Annotated in this window: 15 protein-coding genes; 3 read left to right on the top strand and 12 right to left on the bottom strand. The window is 64.7% G+C overall.

The features are described from left to right. From AC1DSD_RS01050 to AC1DSD_RS01020, 7 genes are all read right to left on the bottom strand, one after another. Window positions 1-990: a YncE family protein gene (locus AC1DSD_RS01050; protein WP_478027764.1), complete on the bottom strand. Its 990-nt coding sequence runs from the start codon at window positions 988-990 to the stop codon at window positions 1-3. Window positions 991-1099: 109 nt separating this feature from the next. Further along, entirely contained in the window at window positions 1100-2503 is a 1404-nt protein-coding gene (gene chrA / locus AC1DSD_RS01045; protein WP_478027763.1) for a chromate efflux transporter, read from the bottom strand. Next, window positions 2500-3348 carry a chromate resistance protein ChrB domain-containing protein gene (locus AC1DSD_RS01040; RefSeq protein WP_478027762.1) on the bottom strand — a complete coding sequence of 283 codons (849 nt, stop codon included), beginning with the start codon at window positions 3346-3348 and terminating at the stop codon, window positions 2500-2502. Before AC1DSD_RS01040 ends, chrA begins: the two co-directional genes overlap by 4 nt. A gap of 115 nt (window positions 3349-3463) precedes the next feature. Next, entirely contained in the window at window positions 3464-4084 is a 621-nt protein-coding gene (locus tag AC1DSD_RS01035; RefSeq protein ID WP_478027761.1) for a TetR/AcrR family transcriptional regulator, read from the bottom strand. A 39-nt stretch (window positions 4085-4123) separates the two neighbouring features. Next, window positions 4124-5290, bottom strand: a complete 1167-nt coding sequence (locus AC1DSD_RS01030) for an SO2930 family diheme c-type cytochrome (RefSeq protein ID WP_478027760.1) — start codon at window positions 5288-5290, stop codon at window positions 4124-4126. Next, a complete protein-coding gene (locus tag AC1DSD_RS01025) occupies window positions 5287-6522 on the bottom strand; it encodes a parallel beta-helix domain-containing protein (RefSeq protein ID WP_478027759.1) in 1236 nt (411 codons plus the stop codon). Before AC1DSD_RS01025 ends, AC1DSD_RS01030 begins: the two co-directional genes overlap by 4 nt. 17 nt (window positions 6523-6539) lie before the next feature. Beyond that, complete coding sequence (locus tag AC1DSD_RS01020; protein WP_478027758.1) at window positions 6540-8981, bottom strand: TonB-dependent receptor; 2442 nt, start codon at window positions 8979-8981, stop codon at window positions 6540-6542. A gap of 424 nt (window positions 8982-9405) precedes the next feature. Here AC1DSD_RS01020 and AC1DSD_RS01015 point away from each other — a divergent pair, with 424 nt between their 5' ends. Next, on the top strand, window positions 9406-10914 hold the full coding sequence (locus tag AC1DSD_RS01015; RefSeq protein ID WP_478027757.1) for a serine hydrolase domain-containing protein: 1509 nt from the start codon (window positions 9406-9408) through the stop codon (window positions 10912-10914). 35 nt (window positions 10915-10949) lie between these two features. Here the strand turns inward: AC1DSD_RS01015 and AC1DSD_RS01010 are convergent, their stop codons facing one another. From AC1DSD_RS01010 to AC1DSD_RS01000, 3 genes are all read right to left on the bottom strand, one after another. Next, a complete protein-coding gene (locus tag AC1DSD_RS01010; protein WP_478027756.1) occupies window positions 10950-11867 on the bottom strand; it encodes a GNAT family N-acetyltransferase in 918 nt (305 codons plus the stop codon). Further along, on the bottom strand, window positions 11864-12808 hold the full coding sequence (locus AC1DSD_RS01005; RefSeq protein ID WP_478027755.1) for a polysaccharide deacetylase family protein: 945 nt from the start codon (window positions 12806-12808) through the stop codon (window positions 11864-11866). The genes AC1DSD_RS01010 and AC1DSD_RS01005 overlap by 4 nt, the downstream gene beginning before the upstream one ends. Before the next feature lie 203 nt (window positions 12809-13011). Then, a complete protein-coding gene (locus tag AC1DSD_RS01000; RefSeq protein ID WP_478027754.1) occupies window positions 13012-13440 on the bottom strand; it encodes an organic hydroperoxide resistance protein in 429 nt (142 codons plus the stop codon). 141 nt (window positions 13441-13581) lie between these two features. On the opposite strand from AC1DSD_RS01000, the gene AC1DSD_RS00995 reads away from it, so the two are divergent. Then, window positions 13582-14004: a MarR family winged helix-turn-helix transcriptional regulator gene (locus AC1DSD_RS00995; RefSeq protein ID WP_478027753.1), complete on the top strand. Its 423-nt coding sequence runs from the start codon at window positions 13582-13584 to the stop codon at window positions 14002-14004. 8 nt (window positions 14005-14012) lie between these two features. On the opposite strand, the gene AC1DSD_RS00990 is transcribed toward AC1DSD_RS00995, so the two are convergent. Beyond that, complete coding sequence (locus AC1DSD_RS00990; RefSeq protein ID WP_478027752.1) at window positions 14013-14849, bottom strand: helix-turn-helix transcriptional regulator; 837 nt, start codon at window positions 14847-14849, stop codon at window positions 14013-14015. Between the two features lie 105 nt (window positions 14850-14954). Here AC1DSD_RS00990 and AC1DSD_RS00985 point away from each other — a divergent pair, with 105 nt between their 5' ends. Beyond that, window positions 14955-15860, top strand: coding sequence for an SDR family oxidoreductase (locus AC1DSD_RS00985; protein WP_478027751.1), 906 nt, complete (start codon window positions 14955-14957; stop codon window positions 15858-15860). Between the two features lie 22 nt (window positions 15861-15882). On the opposite strand, the gene AC1DSD_RS00980 is transcribed toward AC1DSD_RS00985, so the two are convergent. After that, entirely contained in the window at window positions 15883-16305 is a 423-nt protein-coding gene (locus AC1DSD_RS00980; RefSeq protein WP_478027750.1) for an endonuclease domain-containing protein, read from the bottom strand. Between the last annotated feature and the right edge of the window lie 28 nt (window positions 16306-16333).

Here is a 16333-nt window from a genome sequence, read left to right as displayed (position 1 = left end):
TCAGTGCGTCTTCAGCACCCACAAAGCGGCCGATGTGCTGCCGCGTGCGGGGATGGCGACGATCAGCGAGCGAAGTTCTGGCACGAACAGACCGGTACGCGCGCCGGGTGCGGTCGCGACGCGCACGATCTGGCTATCGGCGTGCGTCGTCGACGAGACATCGACATGACCCGCGCCGCAGACGAGGAGGAACCGGTCGCCATCGACGAACAGATCGTCCGCATCGCCACACCCCGGTCGGGTCGACACCACCTCCCCTGCCATCGACCGCACCTGAAGCGCCGCCGGCAGGCGGTAGGCGAGCGCGAACCAGCCGCCGTCCGGGGCGATAGCAAGCGGGAAGTTCAGATTTCGCATTCCCGTCGACCAGGTCGCGGTCACCGTCCCGGCGTCGATGTCGGCGGCGACGATCGATCCGCGATCAGGGATATTGATAAGCGCCTTCCCACCGCCCAGCCGAAACCCCTCGGGGTGTCCGGCGAGCTTGAGCGTGGACAGCAGGCGATGCGTCGCAGGGTCGATCACCGCGAGCGCACCGCCGCCGTAACCGACGATGACGTGACCATTGCGGGCATCGACCCGGACATTGTCGGCATCGTCGCCCAAGTTCAGCACGACCATTTCGCGCCGATCGGCTGCGCTGTAGAAATGTACCGATCCATCACCACACGCGACGACAAGCTGTCCATCGCTGAGGACGGCAACGCCCTGCGGCTCGTGCAGGCCGGTGATCCGGCCCAAGACCCTGCCGTTCTCCAGATCCACGGCGTCAACCGTGCCGTTGGCATATTCCGCAACGAACACCTGCATGTGCGGCAGGTCGATCGCGAGATGGTCGATGCGTCCGGCGACGCCCGGCAGCTTCACTGTCCGCTCGAGCCGCAAGGGCGACGACGGATCATTCGCCGACACGGTTCGGGGCGACGCATGGCAAGCGCTCGACATCGCCAACGCTGCCATCACTGCCGCGAGCCTGACCATGCTTTTCATGCCGGACCGTTCACGCAGCCTTGGCGAAGCGCGCATCGGCCGAAGACCAGTCCGTCGTCGCCATGAAGGCGTCGACATACGAAAGGCCGAAAGGAGGCCCGATCAACGATCAACGGACGATCCCCGCCAGGTTCAGCGAGATGCCGATTGCGGACGCCGCGCCGAGGGTGGTGAAGATGCCGATCTTGAACCGGAACACCGCGAGGATCGCGAGCGCGGCAAGCGCCGCTGCCCAGGGATCGATGCTCGCGACCAATGGCGCGTCGAAATGGATCGGTCCCGCGGTAACCGGCACGGTGGCGCGAAAGATCGTGTGGATCGCGAACCAGATCGCCAGGTTCAGGATGACGCCGACCACCGCCGCGGTAATCGCCGAGAGTGCGCCCGACAGCGCGACGTTGCCGCGCAGTCGCTCGATGAACGGCGCACCGAGGAATATCCACAGGAAGCAGGGGATGAACGTCACCCAGGTCGCGAGCAGACCGCCGAGCGTGCCGGCGAGCAGCGGCGGGAGCATCCCGGGATGCCGATAGGCGCCGATGAAACCGACAAACTGGAGCACCATGATCAGCGGGCCCGGCGTCGTCTCCGCCATGCCGAGTCCGTCGAGCATCTCCTTCGCCGTCAGCCAATGATAGGCGTCCACCGCTTGCTGCGCGACATAAGCGAGCACCGCATAGGCGCCGCCGAAAGTGACGACCGCCATCGTCGAAAAGAATGTCGCGATCTTGGTGAAGACGTCGCCCGGTCCGAACAGCAGCAGCAAGGCGACGACCGGCGCCAGCCACAGCACCAGCCAGATCGACGCTTGCCACAACGACTGGCCGAGCGTCGGATTTGCGTGCGCCGGCAATTCCTCGCCGAGCAGCGTCTCCGCGTCGGGCACGATTGTTCCCTTGCTCCCGCCATGGCCGCCGCCGACCAGGAAGGCGGCGATACCGGCGCGGCCGCCAACATAACCGATCAGTCCGGCGCCGAGCACGATCACCGGGAACGGCACGTTGAGGAAGAAAATGAGGATGAAGGCACTGCCTGCCAGCGTTCGCATCGCATTGTTCTTGAGCGCGCGGCTGCCGATCCGTACCACCGCCTGCAGCACGACCGCGAGCACCGCGCATTTGAGGCCGAAGAACAATCCGGCGACCAGCCCGACATGGCCGTAAAGCACGTAGATCCAGCTCAGCGCCATGATCGCCACCACGCCCGGCAGCACGAACAGGCCACCGGCGACGATCCCGCCCTTCGTCCGGTGCATCAGCCAGCCGATATAGGTGGCGAGCTGCTGCGCTTCGGGGCCGGGCAGCAGCATGCAATAATTGAGCGCATGCAGGAACCGGTGCTCGCCGATCCAGCGTTTCTCCTCGACCAGGATGCGGTGCATGATCGCGATTTGTCCGGCGGGGCCGCCGAAGGACAAGGCGGCGATGCGCAGCCAGACCCAGAAGGACTCGCCGAGCGACACCGGCGCCGGGCGGGTCGCGGGCGCCGCGGCGCCGAGCGCGGCCGCGGTCATGCCGGCGCCTTGCCGCGCGAGACTTTGGACTGGTGCGACACCCAATCGTGAGTCTCGTGCGTGGCGTCGCGGCACCAGCGAAACAGCGCATCATAGACCAGCATTCCGGCCTCGAGCTGCGCCAGGTCATCGGAATACATGCGCGATAAGCCGAGCGAGATTGCCAGCAGTCCGGCGGCCTGCGGCACCAGCTCCGGACGCCCGGTATCGGCACCGCGCACGATCTCTGCCAGTCGAGCGAGGCCAGGCAGGCTTTGCAGATCGAACCGCTCGACCATCACGTCGAACGTGCAGCGCTCGCCGTCATGGCTCCAGGTCACGCCATCGCCCTCGATATCGAACGGCGCCGCCCCGAAACGCTCGGCGACACCGGCGACTTCCGACGGGTTGACGAACAGGAACACAGCCTGCGGATCGACGAAGCGGCGGATCAACCACGGGCACGCGATGCGATCGACCTTGGGGCGCGCCCGTGTCACCCAGAGCGTGCGGCCCTGGCCGTCGCGCTTCGGCAACACCGCATCGGGGATCATCGGCAGCTCGGCGGTTGCCCAGCCGGCTATGCCGCCGTCGAGGATTTCGGCGGCGATTCCCTCGTGCCGCAGCCATGCCGCGACCCCCTCGCTGAGCTCCCGTCCGTGCTGGCCGGCGACCACGATGCCGCGCCCTGCGAATTCGCGCGCCCAGTCGGTGACGGCGGCGTGGTCCCGTCGCAGCGCGCCGGGCAGATGGCGCGGGTCGGCGACAAAGTTGTCGGCCGTCCGGACGTCGATAATGGCCGGGCAGTTCGGCGTGCCGATCAGCCGCGCAAGTTTGTCGGGAGTGATTGCATTGATGGCAGGCATGGCGCGTCCTTCGAAAGAATCGGGACGCGATACTTCAGCATGCCGCCTCGTGGGGAAATCGCCGACCCCATGACCATATTGAGCAATGTCGCCGTTCGATTGTCAATGACGAAGGTCAGGTCGCCAGGCCGCCGCGCATCATGTTGGCGACGGTACGGAACACGGCGTCGGCCAGCACGCCCGGTTCTTCGTACAACATTTCGTCCGCGCCAAAGCCGAGTTCGACGGTGAGGCGGATATACAGCCACAAATCGTCGCGACTCATGTGCGGAAGGTGCGGCGCATAGGCCTCGACCAGCTTGCCGGTGACGTAACGGTGCGAGTCGATGCGGACATGGGCAAGCCGGGGTGAGCCGTGGAGCGCACGCAGGATCCAGACCGCTCCCGGTTCGGCGCGCGTGATCGCCGCATTTTCCCGCAACAACTCCTCGATATTATCCTGCAGATCGTCGAGCCCCTTGCCGGCGTGGCGCGCGATCCACGCCTCGAGCACGGTGTTCTGGCGCTCCATCAATCGCAGCCCCAGTGCCTCCAGCACCGAATATTTGTCCTTGAAGTAGCGATACAGGGCGGGGGGCGTGAGGCCGGCGCGCGCGCAGATCAGATTGGTCGATATGCGCTCGATTCCGACCTCGGCGAGCAATTCCCCCGCCATGTCGAGCAGCAGTTCATAGGTTTGCTGCGCGCGCTCCTGTTTGGGGAGCGGGCGTGGACTATCGCTGGGAGGCACGATCATGTCAGGCCTTGATCGATGGCGGTGGCGCGATGGACCAGCTCATCGCGCGGCCTGTCCGGTTCCGTCGTCCTCGGTGCATGCGCCTTTCAGGCTCAGGATATAGTCGTAGATCAACGTGACGCCTTCCTGATGCTCGAGGTCGCGGCCCAGCTCGGGCATCATCACGCCGGGATCGGTGCTGGCGAGGCGATAGGGCAGGATCGAGCGCTCGGGATGGCCGGGCACGACGTCGAACGGCCGGTCTCCGGTACCGCGCCCGGCCGCGACCGGCGGCTTGCACATGCCGAGCAGGCGCGGGTCGATCGTCGCCGCGTCGAGCCATAGCCCCGAGGTGCGCGCCGCGCCGGTCGGATTGTGACAATGGCTGCAATTGATATCGAGATAGGCACGCGCACGATCGACCAGGTCGATCTTGAGGTCCTGCCAGTTGGCATTGCGCGGCACGGCGCCGGCGGGCACGCCGGTCAGATAGCCCATCGCGACCAGCCGCTTCAGCTGGTCGATCGCGCCACCTTCACCGGGAAAGTCGCGGTTGAGGTGGCGCGCTTTCAGCCCGATCGGCTCGACCGCGCGGGTGCGGAAGTCCTGGACATGGCAACCCGCGCACTGATTCTGGTTCGGCACGGAATAGTCGAACGACACCTTCTTCCCGCCCTCATCGAGCGTCAGCGCGATATCGGCACCGGTCCGCGCCAACGTAGCGTCGCGGCCGTCATTATCCCAGATATACGGCAACGCGACCCAGCCGGTCGTGCGCCGGACCAGCAATCGAGTCTCGATCAGGCGGACGTGGCGGAGGTCGAGGCCCGCGACGCCAGTCTGATACGTCGCCGGCGTCATCTTGACGACCGTGTCGCTGGTCTGCGGATCCGGCGCGCTCGCCGGGGCGGTATAATAGAAGGTCTTGGTGACGATCGTCCCGACCGGAAAGTCGAAAGCGGTATCCGGCCGATAGGCGGCGTGCACCCCCTTGGGCATCCAGATCGTCCGCCACTTCTGGGCATAATCGCTGAACAGCGGCGTCTGCAGTTCGTAGGTCACCATCCCCGCGTGCGGGGCCATATGGCCATCGGCCACGGTGAACAGACCCCAGGCCGACAGCTTTTCCGGATTGTCGTCGGCATGGAAGGTCACGACCCGCGGCGCATGGCCGCAGGCCGCGAGCAGCAGCGTCGCGCAGAACGAGACGACCAGGCGAACGATCATGACTTGGTGCCGCTGTCCCTCGTCATCGCGTCGGGCAGCACGATCGCGGGCAGACGGGTCGGCGGCGCGCAATTGCGCGCCGTATCGATCCGCGCCCCGGCGAATTTGGACGGGCCATCGGCGTTGAGCGTCTTCGCCGCGCCATTCTGGACGCAGATGCCCGGATCCTTGATCTTCGGATTGGTGAACCCGTCCCACAAGATATCCGGCAGCCGCCCACCATTCACCGCCTTGAGCGGGACGAGCGTCGGGTTGCCGGGATCTTCGCCCCCGCCCGAAAAACGATTGCCGGTGACATAGATATTCTCCGGATACGGATCATACGCCGCCGCGATGCCGCGCTTGGTATCGAACCCGGTCGAATAATAGCTCGAGATGAGGACGTTGGCGGTCTTGTTGTCCTTGATATCGTTATCGAAAATCTCGACCTGGTCGTTGGAATTGACGATCACCCCAGATCCCGCCGGCACCGAGCTGACCGCGCTGCCCTTCGCACCGAAATTGGCGTGATTGTTGGCGACAACCTGGTTCTTGAAGACGCGGGTCTTGCTGCCCGGCACGGGCAGATTGGGCATGTTGAACACCAATATGCCCCCGGCATTGCCGGTGGCGGTGTTGCCATAGACGTCGGCATTGTTCGAATTCTCGATCTCGATTCCGGCGACATTGCCTTCGGCACGATTGTCGCGGACGATGATGTTGTTCGATTGCCCGACATAGATGCCGGCGTCGGATGCTCCCTTCACCACGCTGCCTTCGATCAGCACGTTGGTGACTTGCACCGGATAGAGGCCATAGGCGCCGTTCGACGTCTTGCCGCCGCCGGTCCATTCGGCGCGAACGCGACGGATCACGGTGTTCTTGACGCCGTTGACCTTGAGCGCGTCGCCCTTGGTGTCCTCGAACGCCAGATCCTCGATCGTGAAGTCGTTGCCGGTGACCAGCATGCCTTCGGCACCCGAACTCTGTCTGGCGAAGGACAGGATGGTCTTGCCCATTCCAGCGCCGCGGACCGTGACGCCGTCCACCGTCAGGCTGAGGCTGCGGCTGAGCGCATATTTACCGGGCGGGATGTCGATCACGCTGCCCGGTTTGGCGTCGAGCAACTTCTGTTGCAGGTTCTTCTCGAAATCGGGATCGACGGTGAAGCCCTGTTGGTCGACTTTCGGTCCGCAGCCGCTCATCAGCGCAAGCATCGCGACGCAGCCGGCGAGCGCAATTCCTTTGGTCATCATCCTCTCCCGTTCGATCAGAATTTGAGTCCGAGCTCGATGCCGTAAAAGCCGGGCTGGTCCCGCCGGACATAAGGCGTCTGGAACGTGTCCGCGGTTATCGTATTCAATGTGCGCAGATATTTTTCGTTGAGCAGGTTCTCGGCGAACAGCGCGATCGAATAACGCTCGCCGGGAGAGCGCCAGCCGATCTTGGCGTTGATGATGTTGCGCGGTGCCCACAGCTTGTCGATCTTCGACAAATCCACGCCTGCGCCGCCGGCCGCGACAGGAGTGGCGATGAACGCGTTGATCGCGCGCGCCGCATCGTTGAGCCGTTGACGCGAGGTATAGCTGTAGCTGGCATCGCCGAAGATCGTGCCATTGCCGGTATCGTGCTTGTAGTGCAGCCCGATGATGCCCCGGAACACCGGCTCGCCCGTGGGCTGGCCCGAAATGTCGATGCCCTGCTCGACCCGTTTCACCCATTTGGACTCGATCAGGCCGGCGGTGCCGGTGATCGAGAAATCGCGCGAAACCACGAATTGCGTGTCGAGATCGAGGCCGTACGCCTCGGAATCGCCCGACAGCGTGATATATTGCGGAACCGCGCCCCCGGTATTCTCCAGGCTGAGCGCCTGGCGGTTGCTGTATTTGAAATAATAGCCCGAGAGGTTGAACCGCACGTGGCGGTCGAACAGTTCGGACTTGATGCCGCCTTCGAAATTCCAGACCTTTTCCGGCTCGAAGAAGGAATTGACCTGGACCGAGTTGAACCCGCCGGCCTTGTAGCCGCGCGAGGCCGAAGCATAAAGGTGGACATCGGCGGTCGCGTCATATTGCACGACGAAGCGCGGTGAGACGTCGTTGAAGGCTGCCCGGCGCGTGAACTGCACGCCTTCCAGCGCGCCTTCGTCGAAGATCAGGCCGTTCGGGCCGATCGTCGCGCCGAAGAAATCGGACACGCTGAACAGGCCGTCATCGGGGAAGGCCGGCACGCCGAGGATCGCGTTGTAGAGCGCGCCAGGCGCCTTGATCGCATCGAGCCCAGGTGCGGAGAACGGGCCGTTGAACCAGCTGAATTTCTTCAGGTCATGCGTATGGCGAATGCCGGCGGTCAGGCTCAATCGCGGCGTCACCTTGAAGGTCGCGTCGCCGAACACCGCATAGCTGTCGTTGGCCGCTCGGTTGCTCATCGTCTCCTGAAAGGTGTTACCGAAAACCGGCAGACCGACGCTGTCGAGGATCGAGAAGATCGGGAATTGGCCTGCGGTCGCGTCGCTGATCAGCCGGTTCACCGAATCGGTCAGCGCCGTCACGATGCTCTGCTGGCGGCCGCGCTCGTGATAATAGCTGACCCCGGCGATCGCGCTGATCCGGTCGCTTTCATAGCCCAGCCGAACTTCCTGATAGAGGCTGGAATTGCGTTCGGCATTCTCGGTGTCGAGATAGCGGGTGGGATCGTTGGTCCCGTCTTCATCCTCGCGATTGTGCGTTTCGAAATGCTTGAACGAGCTGATGCTGGTCAAGGTGAACGCACCCATCCGCTGGGTCGCGGTCAACGAGACCCCATTGAGGAGGCGGGTTTCCTTGTTGCCGATCACGTCGTTGGCGAACGGGCCGAACGGGTCTGTGCTCAGCGCAAAGGCGCTGATCCCGACCGCCGCCGGACCATCCTTGTTGGTATCGTCGTGATCATAAGCGAGGACGAAATCGGTATTGGCACTCGGTGCCCAGCGCAGCGCGATGCGTCCTGAACTGCTATTCTCCCGCTCGCGATCGTCGTGGGAAATCGCGTCCTTCATAAAGCCGTTGCGGCGATTGATCACGCCGTCGACGCGCAGATACAAAGTGTCGGTAATCGGCACATTGCCCATCACGTCGAGCTTGGTCTTGGCATAATTGCCGAACTGCGCCGTGGCGGTCATTTCCGGCTCGGGCGACGGCTTGTTGGTGATGATCGAGATCGCGCCGGCGGAGGTGTTGCGGCCGAACAGCGTCCCCTGCGGCCCCTTCAGCACCTCGACCCGGTTGATGTCGTTGAAGAAGATCAGCGACGATCCCGAGCGGCCGGAATAGATGCCATCGATGAAAATGCCGACCGACGGGTCGGTCCCGATCCCGAAATCGTCGGTCGAGACCCCGCGAATGGTGAAGCTGGGTTGCGTCACCGACGAGTCATTGATCGTCAGACCCGGCGTGAAATTGTCGAGATCGCCGATCGATTCGGCGCTGAGCGCCTTGATATTGGCGGCACTGAACGCGGCAACGCTGATCGGCACCGTTTGCAGCGACTGTTCGCGGCGCTGCGCGGTGATGATGATGTCGCCCAGTTGCCCGGAATTGTCGGCGGTTGCGGCCGGGGGCGTCTGCGCCTGAGCGGGGTCCGGCTGCGGTGCCGGGGCGGTTTGCGCGCCCGCCGCCATTGACCACAACATCGCAGTTCCCGCCAGCAGACCTCTTTCGATCACGCTCTTCATGGGCTCTCCTCCCGCTATTTTCGCGGATTGGAGGTCATAATAAAATGATAGTCAAGGCTATATTATACGGCTTCGCGGTCTGTATTTGAGGAAGGCCATGCCGGCCCAGATCGCATTGCTGCCTCCAATGAGAGCGGCCTATCCTCCGCTCGTGCCACCGAGCACCAGTCGTGCGCCGAGCGTGCCACAAGGCTCGAATACCTCCATTGACTCGTAAATCTACATATGTTGTATTGACCTCGGCGGTTGGGCTGGCGATCGAACGCCTGCTGATTTTACAGATGGCGGACGCACATTTTCGCCGAGGCTCCGCCGGGCACGTCGCTCGTCTGGCTTTGGAAATTTTGCACTTCAGCATGGGAATTGAACCCGGGTCTCGCCGCCCGGCGATGGACGTGGCCGCTCACTGATAGGGGAAAAGACAATGCGCAGAGACCACCGGTTCACATTGCTCGGCGCGGTTATCGTTGTTGCGGTGCTCGCGAGTCCCGCGGCCGCGCAACCGGACCGATGCCCGGCTCCGGCCGAGGCCGCGGGCGGACCGAGCAACGTCCATACCCGCAACGTAGAAGCGAACTTGCGGCCGCCGGTCATCACACCGGGCGACAAACCGTTCAGCCTTGCCGAGCGGATGCGCCAATATGACGTGCCCGGACTCAGCGTCGCGGTGATCCATAACGGCAAGCTCGCCTGGGCGCGCGGCTGGGGCTTTCGCGATACTGCGAGTTGCGCGCCGATCACGCCGGAGACCGCGTTCCAGGCGGCATCGATCAGCAAGGTCGCGACGGCGATGGTGGCTCTGCGGCTGGTCGAGCAGGGCAAGATCAGGTTGGACCGAAACATCAACGAAGCGCTTCGTTCCTGGCAATTGCCGGATGATCCGAAGCTGGCGCCCAGCGGCGTCACCCTTCGTGAATTGCTGAGTCACACAGCCGGACTCGGGGTTCATGGTTTCGCCGGCTATTTACCGGGCGCGCCGCTGCCGACGCCCGTACAGATCTTGGACGGCGCACCGCCAAGCAACAGCGCGCCGGTGCGCAGCGTGCTGCCGGCCGGGCGACAATATCAATATTCCGGCGGCGGCTATGTGCTGACGCAGCTAGCCCTCTCCGACGTGAGCGGGATTCCTTTCGCCGAACTGGCCGACCGCGAGCTGTTCCGTCCGCTTGGCATGACGCGCAGCGCCTATGCGCAGCCGCCTTCCGCAGCGATCCGCGCCGACATGGCATTTGGTCATGCCAATGGCACACCGCTTCCCGGCAACTATCACGTCTACCCCGAACTGGGGCCGGCAGGATTGTGGGCCAGCGCCAGCGACCTCGCGCGATTGCTGATGGACGTTCAAGCCTCGGCCGCGGGCAAAAAGGGTCACCGCCTTTCGCCCGCCATGACGCGTGAGATGCTGACGCCGGTCAAAGACAATTGGGGACTCGGCACCGCGCTATACACGACCGGCGCCGCGCGATTTGGCCATGACGGCGTGAACGAAGGCTTCCAATCCTTCATGATTGCCTATGTCGGCAAGGGCGAAGGCATCGTCGCGCTGACCAACGGAGGCCAGGGCCGGCGGCTGATGGACGAAGTCGTTCGCGCCGTCGCGACCGACTATGGCTGGACGGATATTGCGGCGCCGGCGACCGAGGAGAAAATGCTATCGCTCGCAGAGCTCTCCAAAGCTGCCGGGTATTTCCAGGGGCCCGGGCTCTCGGTCGTTCTGGAAGCGCGGCCGGAGGGACTGTTTGCGTATACCGGCGGCCCCACCCCCGAACGTCTGATCGCACTGTCCAGCACGCGTTTCCTGTCGACCGCCATGGGCGTCACCGCCGAGTTCGCTCCCGATTATTCGAGCTTCACCTTCGTCGAAGGTGGCCCACCGATCAAGCTGGTCCGCTCAAAGGCAGCGCCACCTGTGACGAAACCGGATGGATCGTAAACGGAAATAGGTGACTCAGCGGAGTCCATCTCCACTCAAGCGCGGCGGACCTTCTTCGCCAAATCCTGCAACCCCAGCCGCTCCACACCCGTCTTGGCCAGCGCCATGGTGCCGTCGAACCCCGCCAGGGCGGCGACGGCAAGGCGATTGGCCAGGGTCGGGCGCAGCAGCAGCAGGTCGCAGCAATCGATGCCGCCGGTGGCGAACTGGCGCTTGTGCTGGCCGTCTCCCTCGGTGAAGTCGAAGCGGCGGCAGGCGGGGTCGGCGAACAGGTCGCGCAACGCCTCGACCTGGAGGACGGCGCCGACCGACAGATCGCCGAACCGCGGATCGTGGCCGACATATTCGTAGATCACGGTGCCGTCATGGACGGGACAATAGAGATAAGCGGCAGGCTCACCGCCGACATACAATAGCCAGGCGCGGACATTGCCCTCCGCCGCCATGACGTACATGCGCTGGAGGAAATCGGGCGTGTCGGGCAGGCCCGCACCCATCAGCTTTTCCTGATAGGTGGCGAGCGCGAGGCGGCGGGCGACCTCGTGGAACTCGCGCAATTCGGCGGGAGTCGCGAAGCGGCGTATGTCGAGCGTACCGCCCGAGGCGGCGGCGACCTTCTTCGCCTTGCGCTTGATGCCCGAGCGCGTGTTCGACGACAGGCAATCGAGATAGGCCTGAAACCCGATCGTCAGGTCGGCGTAGCGGCGCGTGTAGCGCTGCCGCGTGAAGGCGATCGCCGGGCTGGCCGCATAGGCGAGCGCATGGCGGTGGTGCTCGGCGAGCGAGGTGACGAGATAGCCGTCAGCGGTCGGATCGAGCGCCGGCAGATCGGGCAGGTCCCCATCGATCGCGTCGTCGAGGCTGAGCGGCACGCGAACGAGGTCGCGGCGGATCGCGCCGAGCGTGCGCGCGCCGATCTGGAATTTGAGCGGCAGCGGGCGCGCCGTGCTCACGCCGCGCGTTCCTCGACCAGGTTCGACCAGAGTTGCTCGGCCTGGCGCCAGCGCGTGCGCAGCATGTTGGGGGCGAGCGGAGTCGCCTGACTCGCACTGGCGAAGTCGGGCAAGTCGCGGAACCAGGTGGTCGGCAGCGTCGATCGCGCGTCGGCGAGCATTGCGCACAATCCTTCGAACCGCGCGACATGGACGCCGTTGGCGCGCGTGCCGGCGCGATTGGCGAGCTCGAAGCCGTGGCTGACGACGGTCACCGCCTCATGCTCCTCGGCCACCGCATGATCGAGCGCGGCGCGCATCTCGCCCAGCGACAACGCGCAGATCTGGAAATGGCGCAGATTGCCCGGCACGTCCTCGATCACCGTCACCGGGACCTCGGTCACGCCATTGTACGCGACGGGGGCGATCTGGCGCTGCGGCAGACCGATCTGGCTGGGCCACGGCGCGTCGGCGCCATTATGGCTGCTGTCGTAGCGGAAGCCGAGCTCGGCGAGCGCGACCAGCGTGTCGTCATTGGCGGCATAGCTGCCGGCGCGGAAGGCGACCGGATCGGACGCGCCGCATGCCTTGAGCAAGTCGCGCGCGCCCGCGATCAGCGCGCGTTGTTCGTCGAGATTGTAATCGATCAGCTCGAACCGGCCCGAGCTCTTGCCGGCATCGTCCGCTCTCGCGCCCGCCCAATTGGGGTGCATGTGCAGTTGCACCTCCTGCCCCGCTGCGAGGATCGTTTCAACCACTGGGCGGATCGCGTCGAGCCCGAACACCATGGTCGGCATCGGGTCGACGAAGAACGTGCCCTTGAGGCCGTGGCGGCCAAGCATATCGAGCTGATAGCGGATGCCCACGCCGGCGGGTTCGAGCGAGCGCGCGATTTGGGTCGCAAGGTCGCAGCCAGCGGCGTGATGGCGCCACATCAGCTCGGTATCGATGGTGAGGAACACGGCTGTCACGCCGCCGGGAAATAGCGGCAGACGGTGAAGATTTTGCCAATCCGCCAGGCGGCGGCTGTTACTAGCCCCTCCCCTTCAGGGGAGGGGTTGGGGGTGGGGGATGCCTCGCAGAGAGTGTCGCCTGCCGCACTACCCCACCCCAACCCCTCCCCTGAAGGGGAGGGGCTGACCGAGCTTCACCCTCATTCGCAGCCTCAGGCGTGCTCGACGACCGAAAGCCGGACCGCGAGATTGCCGCGAGTCGCTTCCGAATAGGGGCAGACGATGTGCGCGGCGTCGACCAATTCCCGCGCGGTGTCGGCATCGATCCCCGGCAGGTCGACCGCGAGCGCCACGTCGAGTCCGAAGCCGCGGCCATCGTCGCGTTTGCCGATGCCGACGCTGGCGGTGACGGTCGCCTCATCGGCGATGCGGATCTTGCGCTGGCCGGCGACGAAGCGGAGCGCGCCGAGGAAGCACGCGGCATAGCCGACACCGAACAATTGCTCGGGATTGGTGCCGCCGCCGGCGCCGCCGAGTTCCTTGGCGGTCTGCAGCTCGACGTCGAGCAAGCCGTCTTCGCTGCGGCCATGGCCGGTGCGGCCGCCGGTTACGGTGGCGCTGGTGCGGTAGAGAATGTCCATGACTGAGGCTCCTTACATATATATCGCGATAACTATTGTCGCGATGGCCGAAATAGCGCCGGGCCTGCCCTTGTCAAGATAAAACTTATCGCGATATACGTCTGCAAAGAAATTTAACGGCGGACGCGACCGATGGATGTGATGAAGCTCGATGACCAGCTCTGCTACGCGCTCTATTCGGCGAGCATGGCGGTGCAGCGTGCGTACAAGCCGCTGCTCGACCGCATGGGGATTACCTATCCGCAATTCCTGGTGCTAAACCTGTTATGGCATGACGGGCGGCAGAATGTCGGCGGATTGGCCGACAAGCTCGCGCTCGAATCGAGCACGCTGACCCCGTTGCTCAAGCGGCTGGAGGCGGCTGGGCTGGTGACGCGGACGCGCAACCCCAAGAACGAACGCGAAGTGCTGATCGAAACGACGCCGGAGGGCGAGAAGCTGAGGTCGGAAGCGGGGTGCCTGGCCGAGCGGCTAGTCGAGGCATCGGGTGCGCCCGTGGCCGGGATCATCGACCTGAACGCGCGCGTGAAGGATTTTCGCGATCGGGTCTATGCCGGGCTATGATGCCCTGGCTACGCATCACCCGATCGAGCGGACATCAGCGATCGGATGCGGTCCGCACCCTCTGACGTGACAGGATTGTAGACGATCATTCCCAGGTCCGGGCGCCCGTCGACCGCGAAGATCGAGAATTCCAGTTCGATAAGCCCGATTTTGGGATGCCGGATGCGCTTCACACCTTCCGCATGGCCGACGACGTCGTTGGCCCGCCAAAGAGCCGCGAATTGGGGGCTGGTCTGCGACAGCTCGTCGACCAACTGCGCGATCTCCGCGCCCGCCCCGGCGCGCGCCGCGTCGGCGCGGAAGGACGCCACCACGAACCGCGCCACACTCAGCCAATCGTCCTGCGCCGCCTGCACCCGTTCGTCGGAAAACATCATCCGCAGAATATTGCGCCGATCCGGCGGTAGCTTTGCATAATCGGTCAGCAATGCCGCCGCCGCGTCGTTCCACGCCACCACGTCCCAGGTCGCGGTCTTGATCAGCGTGGGACTCGGCGACAAGGCGTCGAGCACGCGCTGCAGCCGCGGCGTCACGCCCTCGGCGCCGCGGTATCGCGCCTCGGGCGGGCGGCCGAGGCCGAGCATGAAGAGATGCTCGCGCTCCGGCTCGGTCAGCATCAGCCCGGCCGCAATGCGGTTGAGCACGTCGGCGGACGGCGCGCCTCCCCTGCCCTGTTCGAGCCAGGTGTACCAGGTCGGGCTGATATTGGCGCGCTGCGCGACTTCCTCACGGCGCAGACCCGGAGTGCGGCGACGGCCTCCCCCGAAGCCGAACGCCGCCGGATCGAGCCGGGTACGGCGATCGCGCAGGAAGGTGCCGAGCGGATTGGCGGGTTCGGCGGGCATGAGCTGGGCGATCCTGTTGATGATTATACCATGATAAGGTCACTACTTTTACAGGATGAAGGATAACCCGACATAGCCCATCGAACAATATCGAAAGGCTGTTCCATGCGTGTCTTCCTCACCGGCGCCACCGGCTTCATCGGCTCTCGCATCGTTCCCGAGTTGCTCGCGGCGGGGCATGAGGTCCTTGGCCTGTCGCGATCCGATGCCGGCGCGCGCACGCTCGAAGCGGCCGGCGCGCAAGTCCATCGGGGCGATCTGGAACAGCCCGACACGCTCCGCGCCGGCGCGGACCAGGCCGACGCGGTGATCCACACCGCGTTCGATCACGATTTCTCGAACTTCGTGGCGAATTGCGAGAAGGACCGCCGCGTCATCGAGGCGATGGGCGCGGCGCTCAAGGGATCGAACCGACCGCTGCTGATCACCTCGGGCACCGGCATCGGCAATCCCGAGTCGGGCGGGCCGGCGACCGAGGACGTGCTGAACCGGAACCACCCCAACCCGCGTGCCGCGTCGGAACTGGCGGGTCAGGCATTGCTCGATGCGGGCGTGAACATCGTCTCGATGCGCCTGCCGCAGGTCCATGACACCGTGAAACAGGGTCTGGTTTCGCCCTTCATTGACCTTTCGAAGGCGAAGGGTGTTGTCGCCTATATCGGCGAGGGTACCAACCGCTGGCCCGCGGCGCATGTGCTCGATGTGGCAAAGCTCTATGTCCTCGCGGTCGAGCGGTCGGCGCCCGGCGCGCGCTATAACGCCGTGGCCGAAGAAGGCATCCCGGTCCGCGACATCGCCGAGGTCGTTGGCGCGGGCCTGAACCTGCCCGTCATTTCGCTGACTCCCGATGAAGCGCCGACGCATTTCGGCTGGCTCGCGATGTTCGCCGGACTCGACCTTCCTGCGTCCAGCGCCAAAACGCGCGAGCTGCTCGGGTGGGCGCCGACCGGGCCCGGACTGATCGAGGACCTGAAGCGGATGGATTATTCTAAGGTTGCGACGGCCGGCTGAGACAGGACAAACTGCTTCACACTCATCGTTCAGCACTACGCGTACGTGGCACCCGGATTCTCCCCTCCCTGCAAGGGAGGGGCTGGGGGTGGGTGCCGCCGAGGCACTCGGCGGCCTGCAACAGAATATACTCGGCGGCTCCGTCGGGATTAGCCAGCACGTCGGAATTCCACAGGCGAATGACGGTCCAGCCTCGGCGCCTGAGATATACCGACCGCCTCTCATCATAAGGCACGCGATCGATGTGCTGACTGCCGTCGAACTCGACGGCCAACCGAGCGCCACGGCACGCCAGATCGATGATGAACGGCGCAACGACGAGTTGCCGGGTCAAAGCCGGCCGGTGCCGCGAAACGCGATGCCAGATCGCGAATTCAGCCGGCGTGGGATTGTTGCGCAATTCGCGCGCTCTTCGCGTCAGCTCTGGATCGATACGGCGGCGCATGTGGCAAGCGTATCGTGGCGCGCTGCGC

It is taken from the genome of Sphingomonas sp. P4_D12 (genome assembly GCF_056401895.1).
The sequence above is the reverse complement of the archived record's forward strand: the minus strand, read 5'-3'. Positions and strand labels throughout refer to the sequence as shown.

Coding starts and splice junctions, on each gene's coding strand:
- AC1DSD_RS01050 (WP_478027764.1), bottom strand. CDS start 990: ATGAAAAGCATGGTCAGGCTCGCGGCAGTGATGGCAGCGTTGGCGATG.
- chrA (WP_478027763.1), bottom strand. CDS start 2,503: ATGACCGCGGCCGCGCTCGGCGCCGCGGCGCCCGCGACCCGCCCGGCG.
- AC1DSD_RS01040 (WP_478027762.1), bottom strand. CDS start 3,348: ATGCCTGCCATCAATGCAATCACTCCCGACAAACTTGCGCGGCTGATC.
- AC1DSD_RS01035 (WP_478027761.1), bottom strand. CDS start 4,084: ATGATCGTGCCTCCCAGCGATAGTCCACGCCCGCTCCCCAAACAGGAG.
- AC1DSD_RS01030 (WP_478027760.1), bottom strand. CDS start 5,290: ATGATCGTTCGCCTGGTCGTCTCGTTCTGCGCGACGCTGCTGCTCGCG.
- AC1DSD_RS01025 (WP_478027759.1), bottom strand. CDS start 6,522: ATGACCAAAGGAATTGCGCTCGCCGGCTGCGTCGCGATGCTTGCGCTG.
- AC1DSD_RS01020 (WP_478027758.1), bottom strand. CDS start 8,981: ATGAAGAGCGTGATCGAAAGAGGTCTGCTGGCGGGAACTGCGATGTTG.
- AC1DSD_RS01015 (WP_478027757.1), top strand. CDS start 9,406: ATGCGCAGAGACCACCGGTTCACATTGCTCGGCGCGGTTATCGTTGTT.
- AC1DSD_RS01000 (WP_478027754.1), bottom strand. CDS start 13,440: ATGGACATTCTCTACCGCACCAGCGCCACCGTAACCGGCGGCCGCACC.
- AC1DSD_RS00995 (WP_478027753.1), top strand. CDS start 13,582: ATGAAGCTCGATGACCAGCTCTGCTACGCGCTCTATTCGGCGAGCATG.
- AC1DSD_RS00990 (WP_478027752.1), bottom strand. CDS start 14,849: ATGCCCGCCGAACCCGCCAATCCGCTCGGCACCTTCCTGCGCGATCGC.
- AC1DSD_RS00985 (WP_478027751.1), top strand. CDS start 14,955: ATGCGTGTCTTCCTCACCGGCGCCACCGGCTTCATCGGCTCTCGCATC.
- AC1DSD_RS00980 (WP_478027750.1), bottom strand. CDS start 16,305: ATGCGCCGCCGTATCGATCCAGAGCTGACGCGAAGAGCGCGCGAATTG.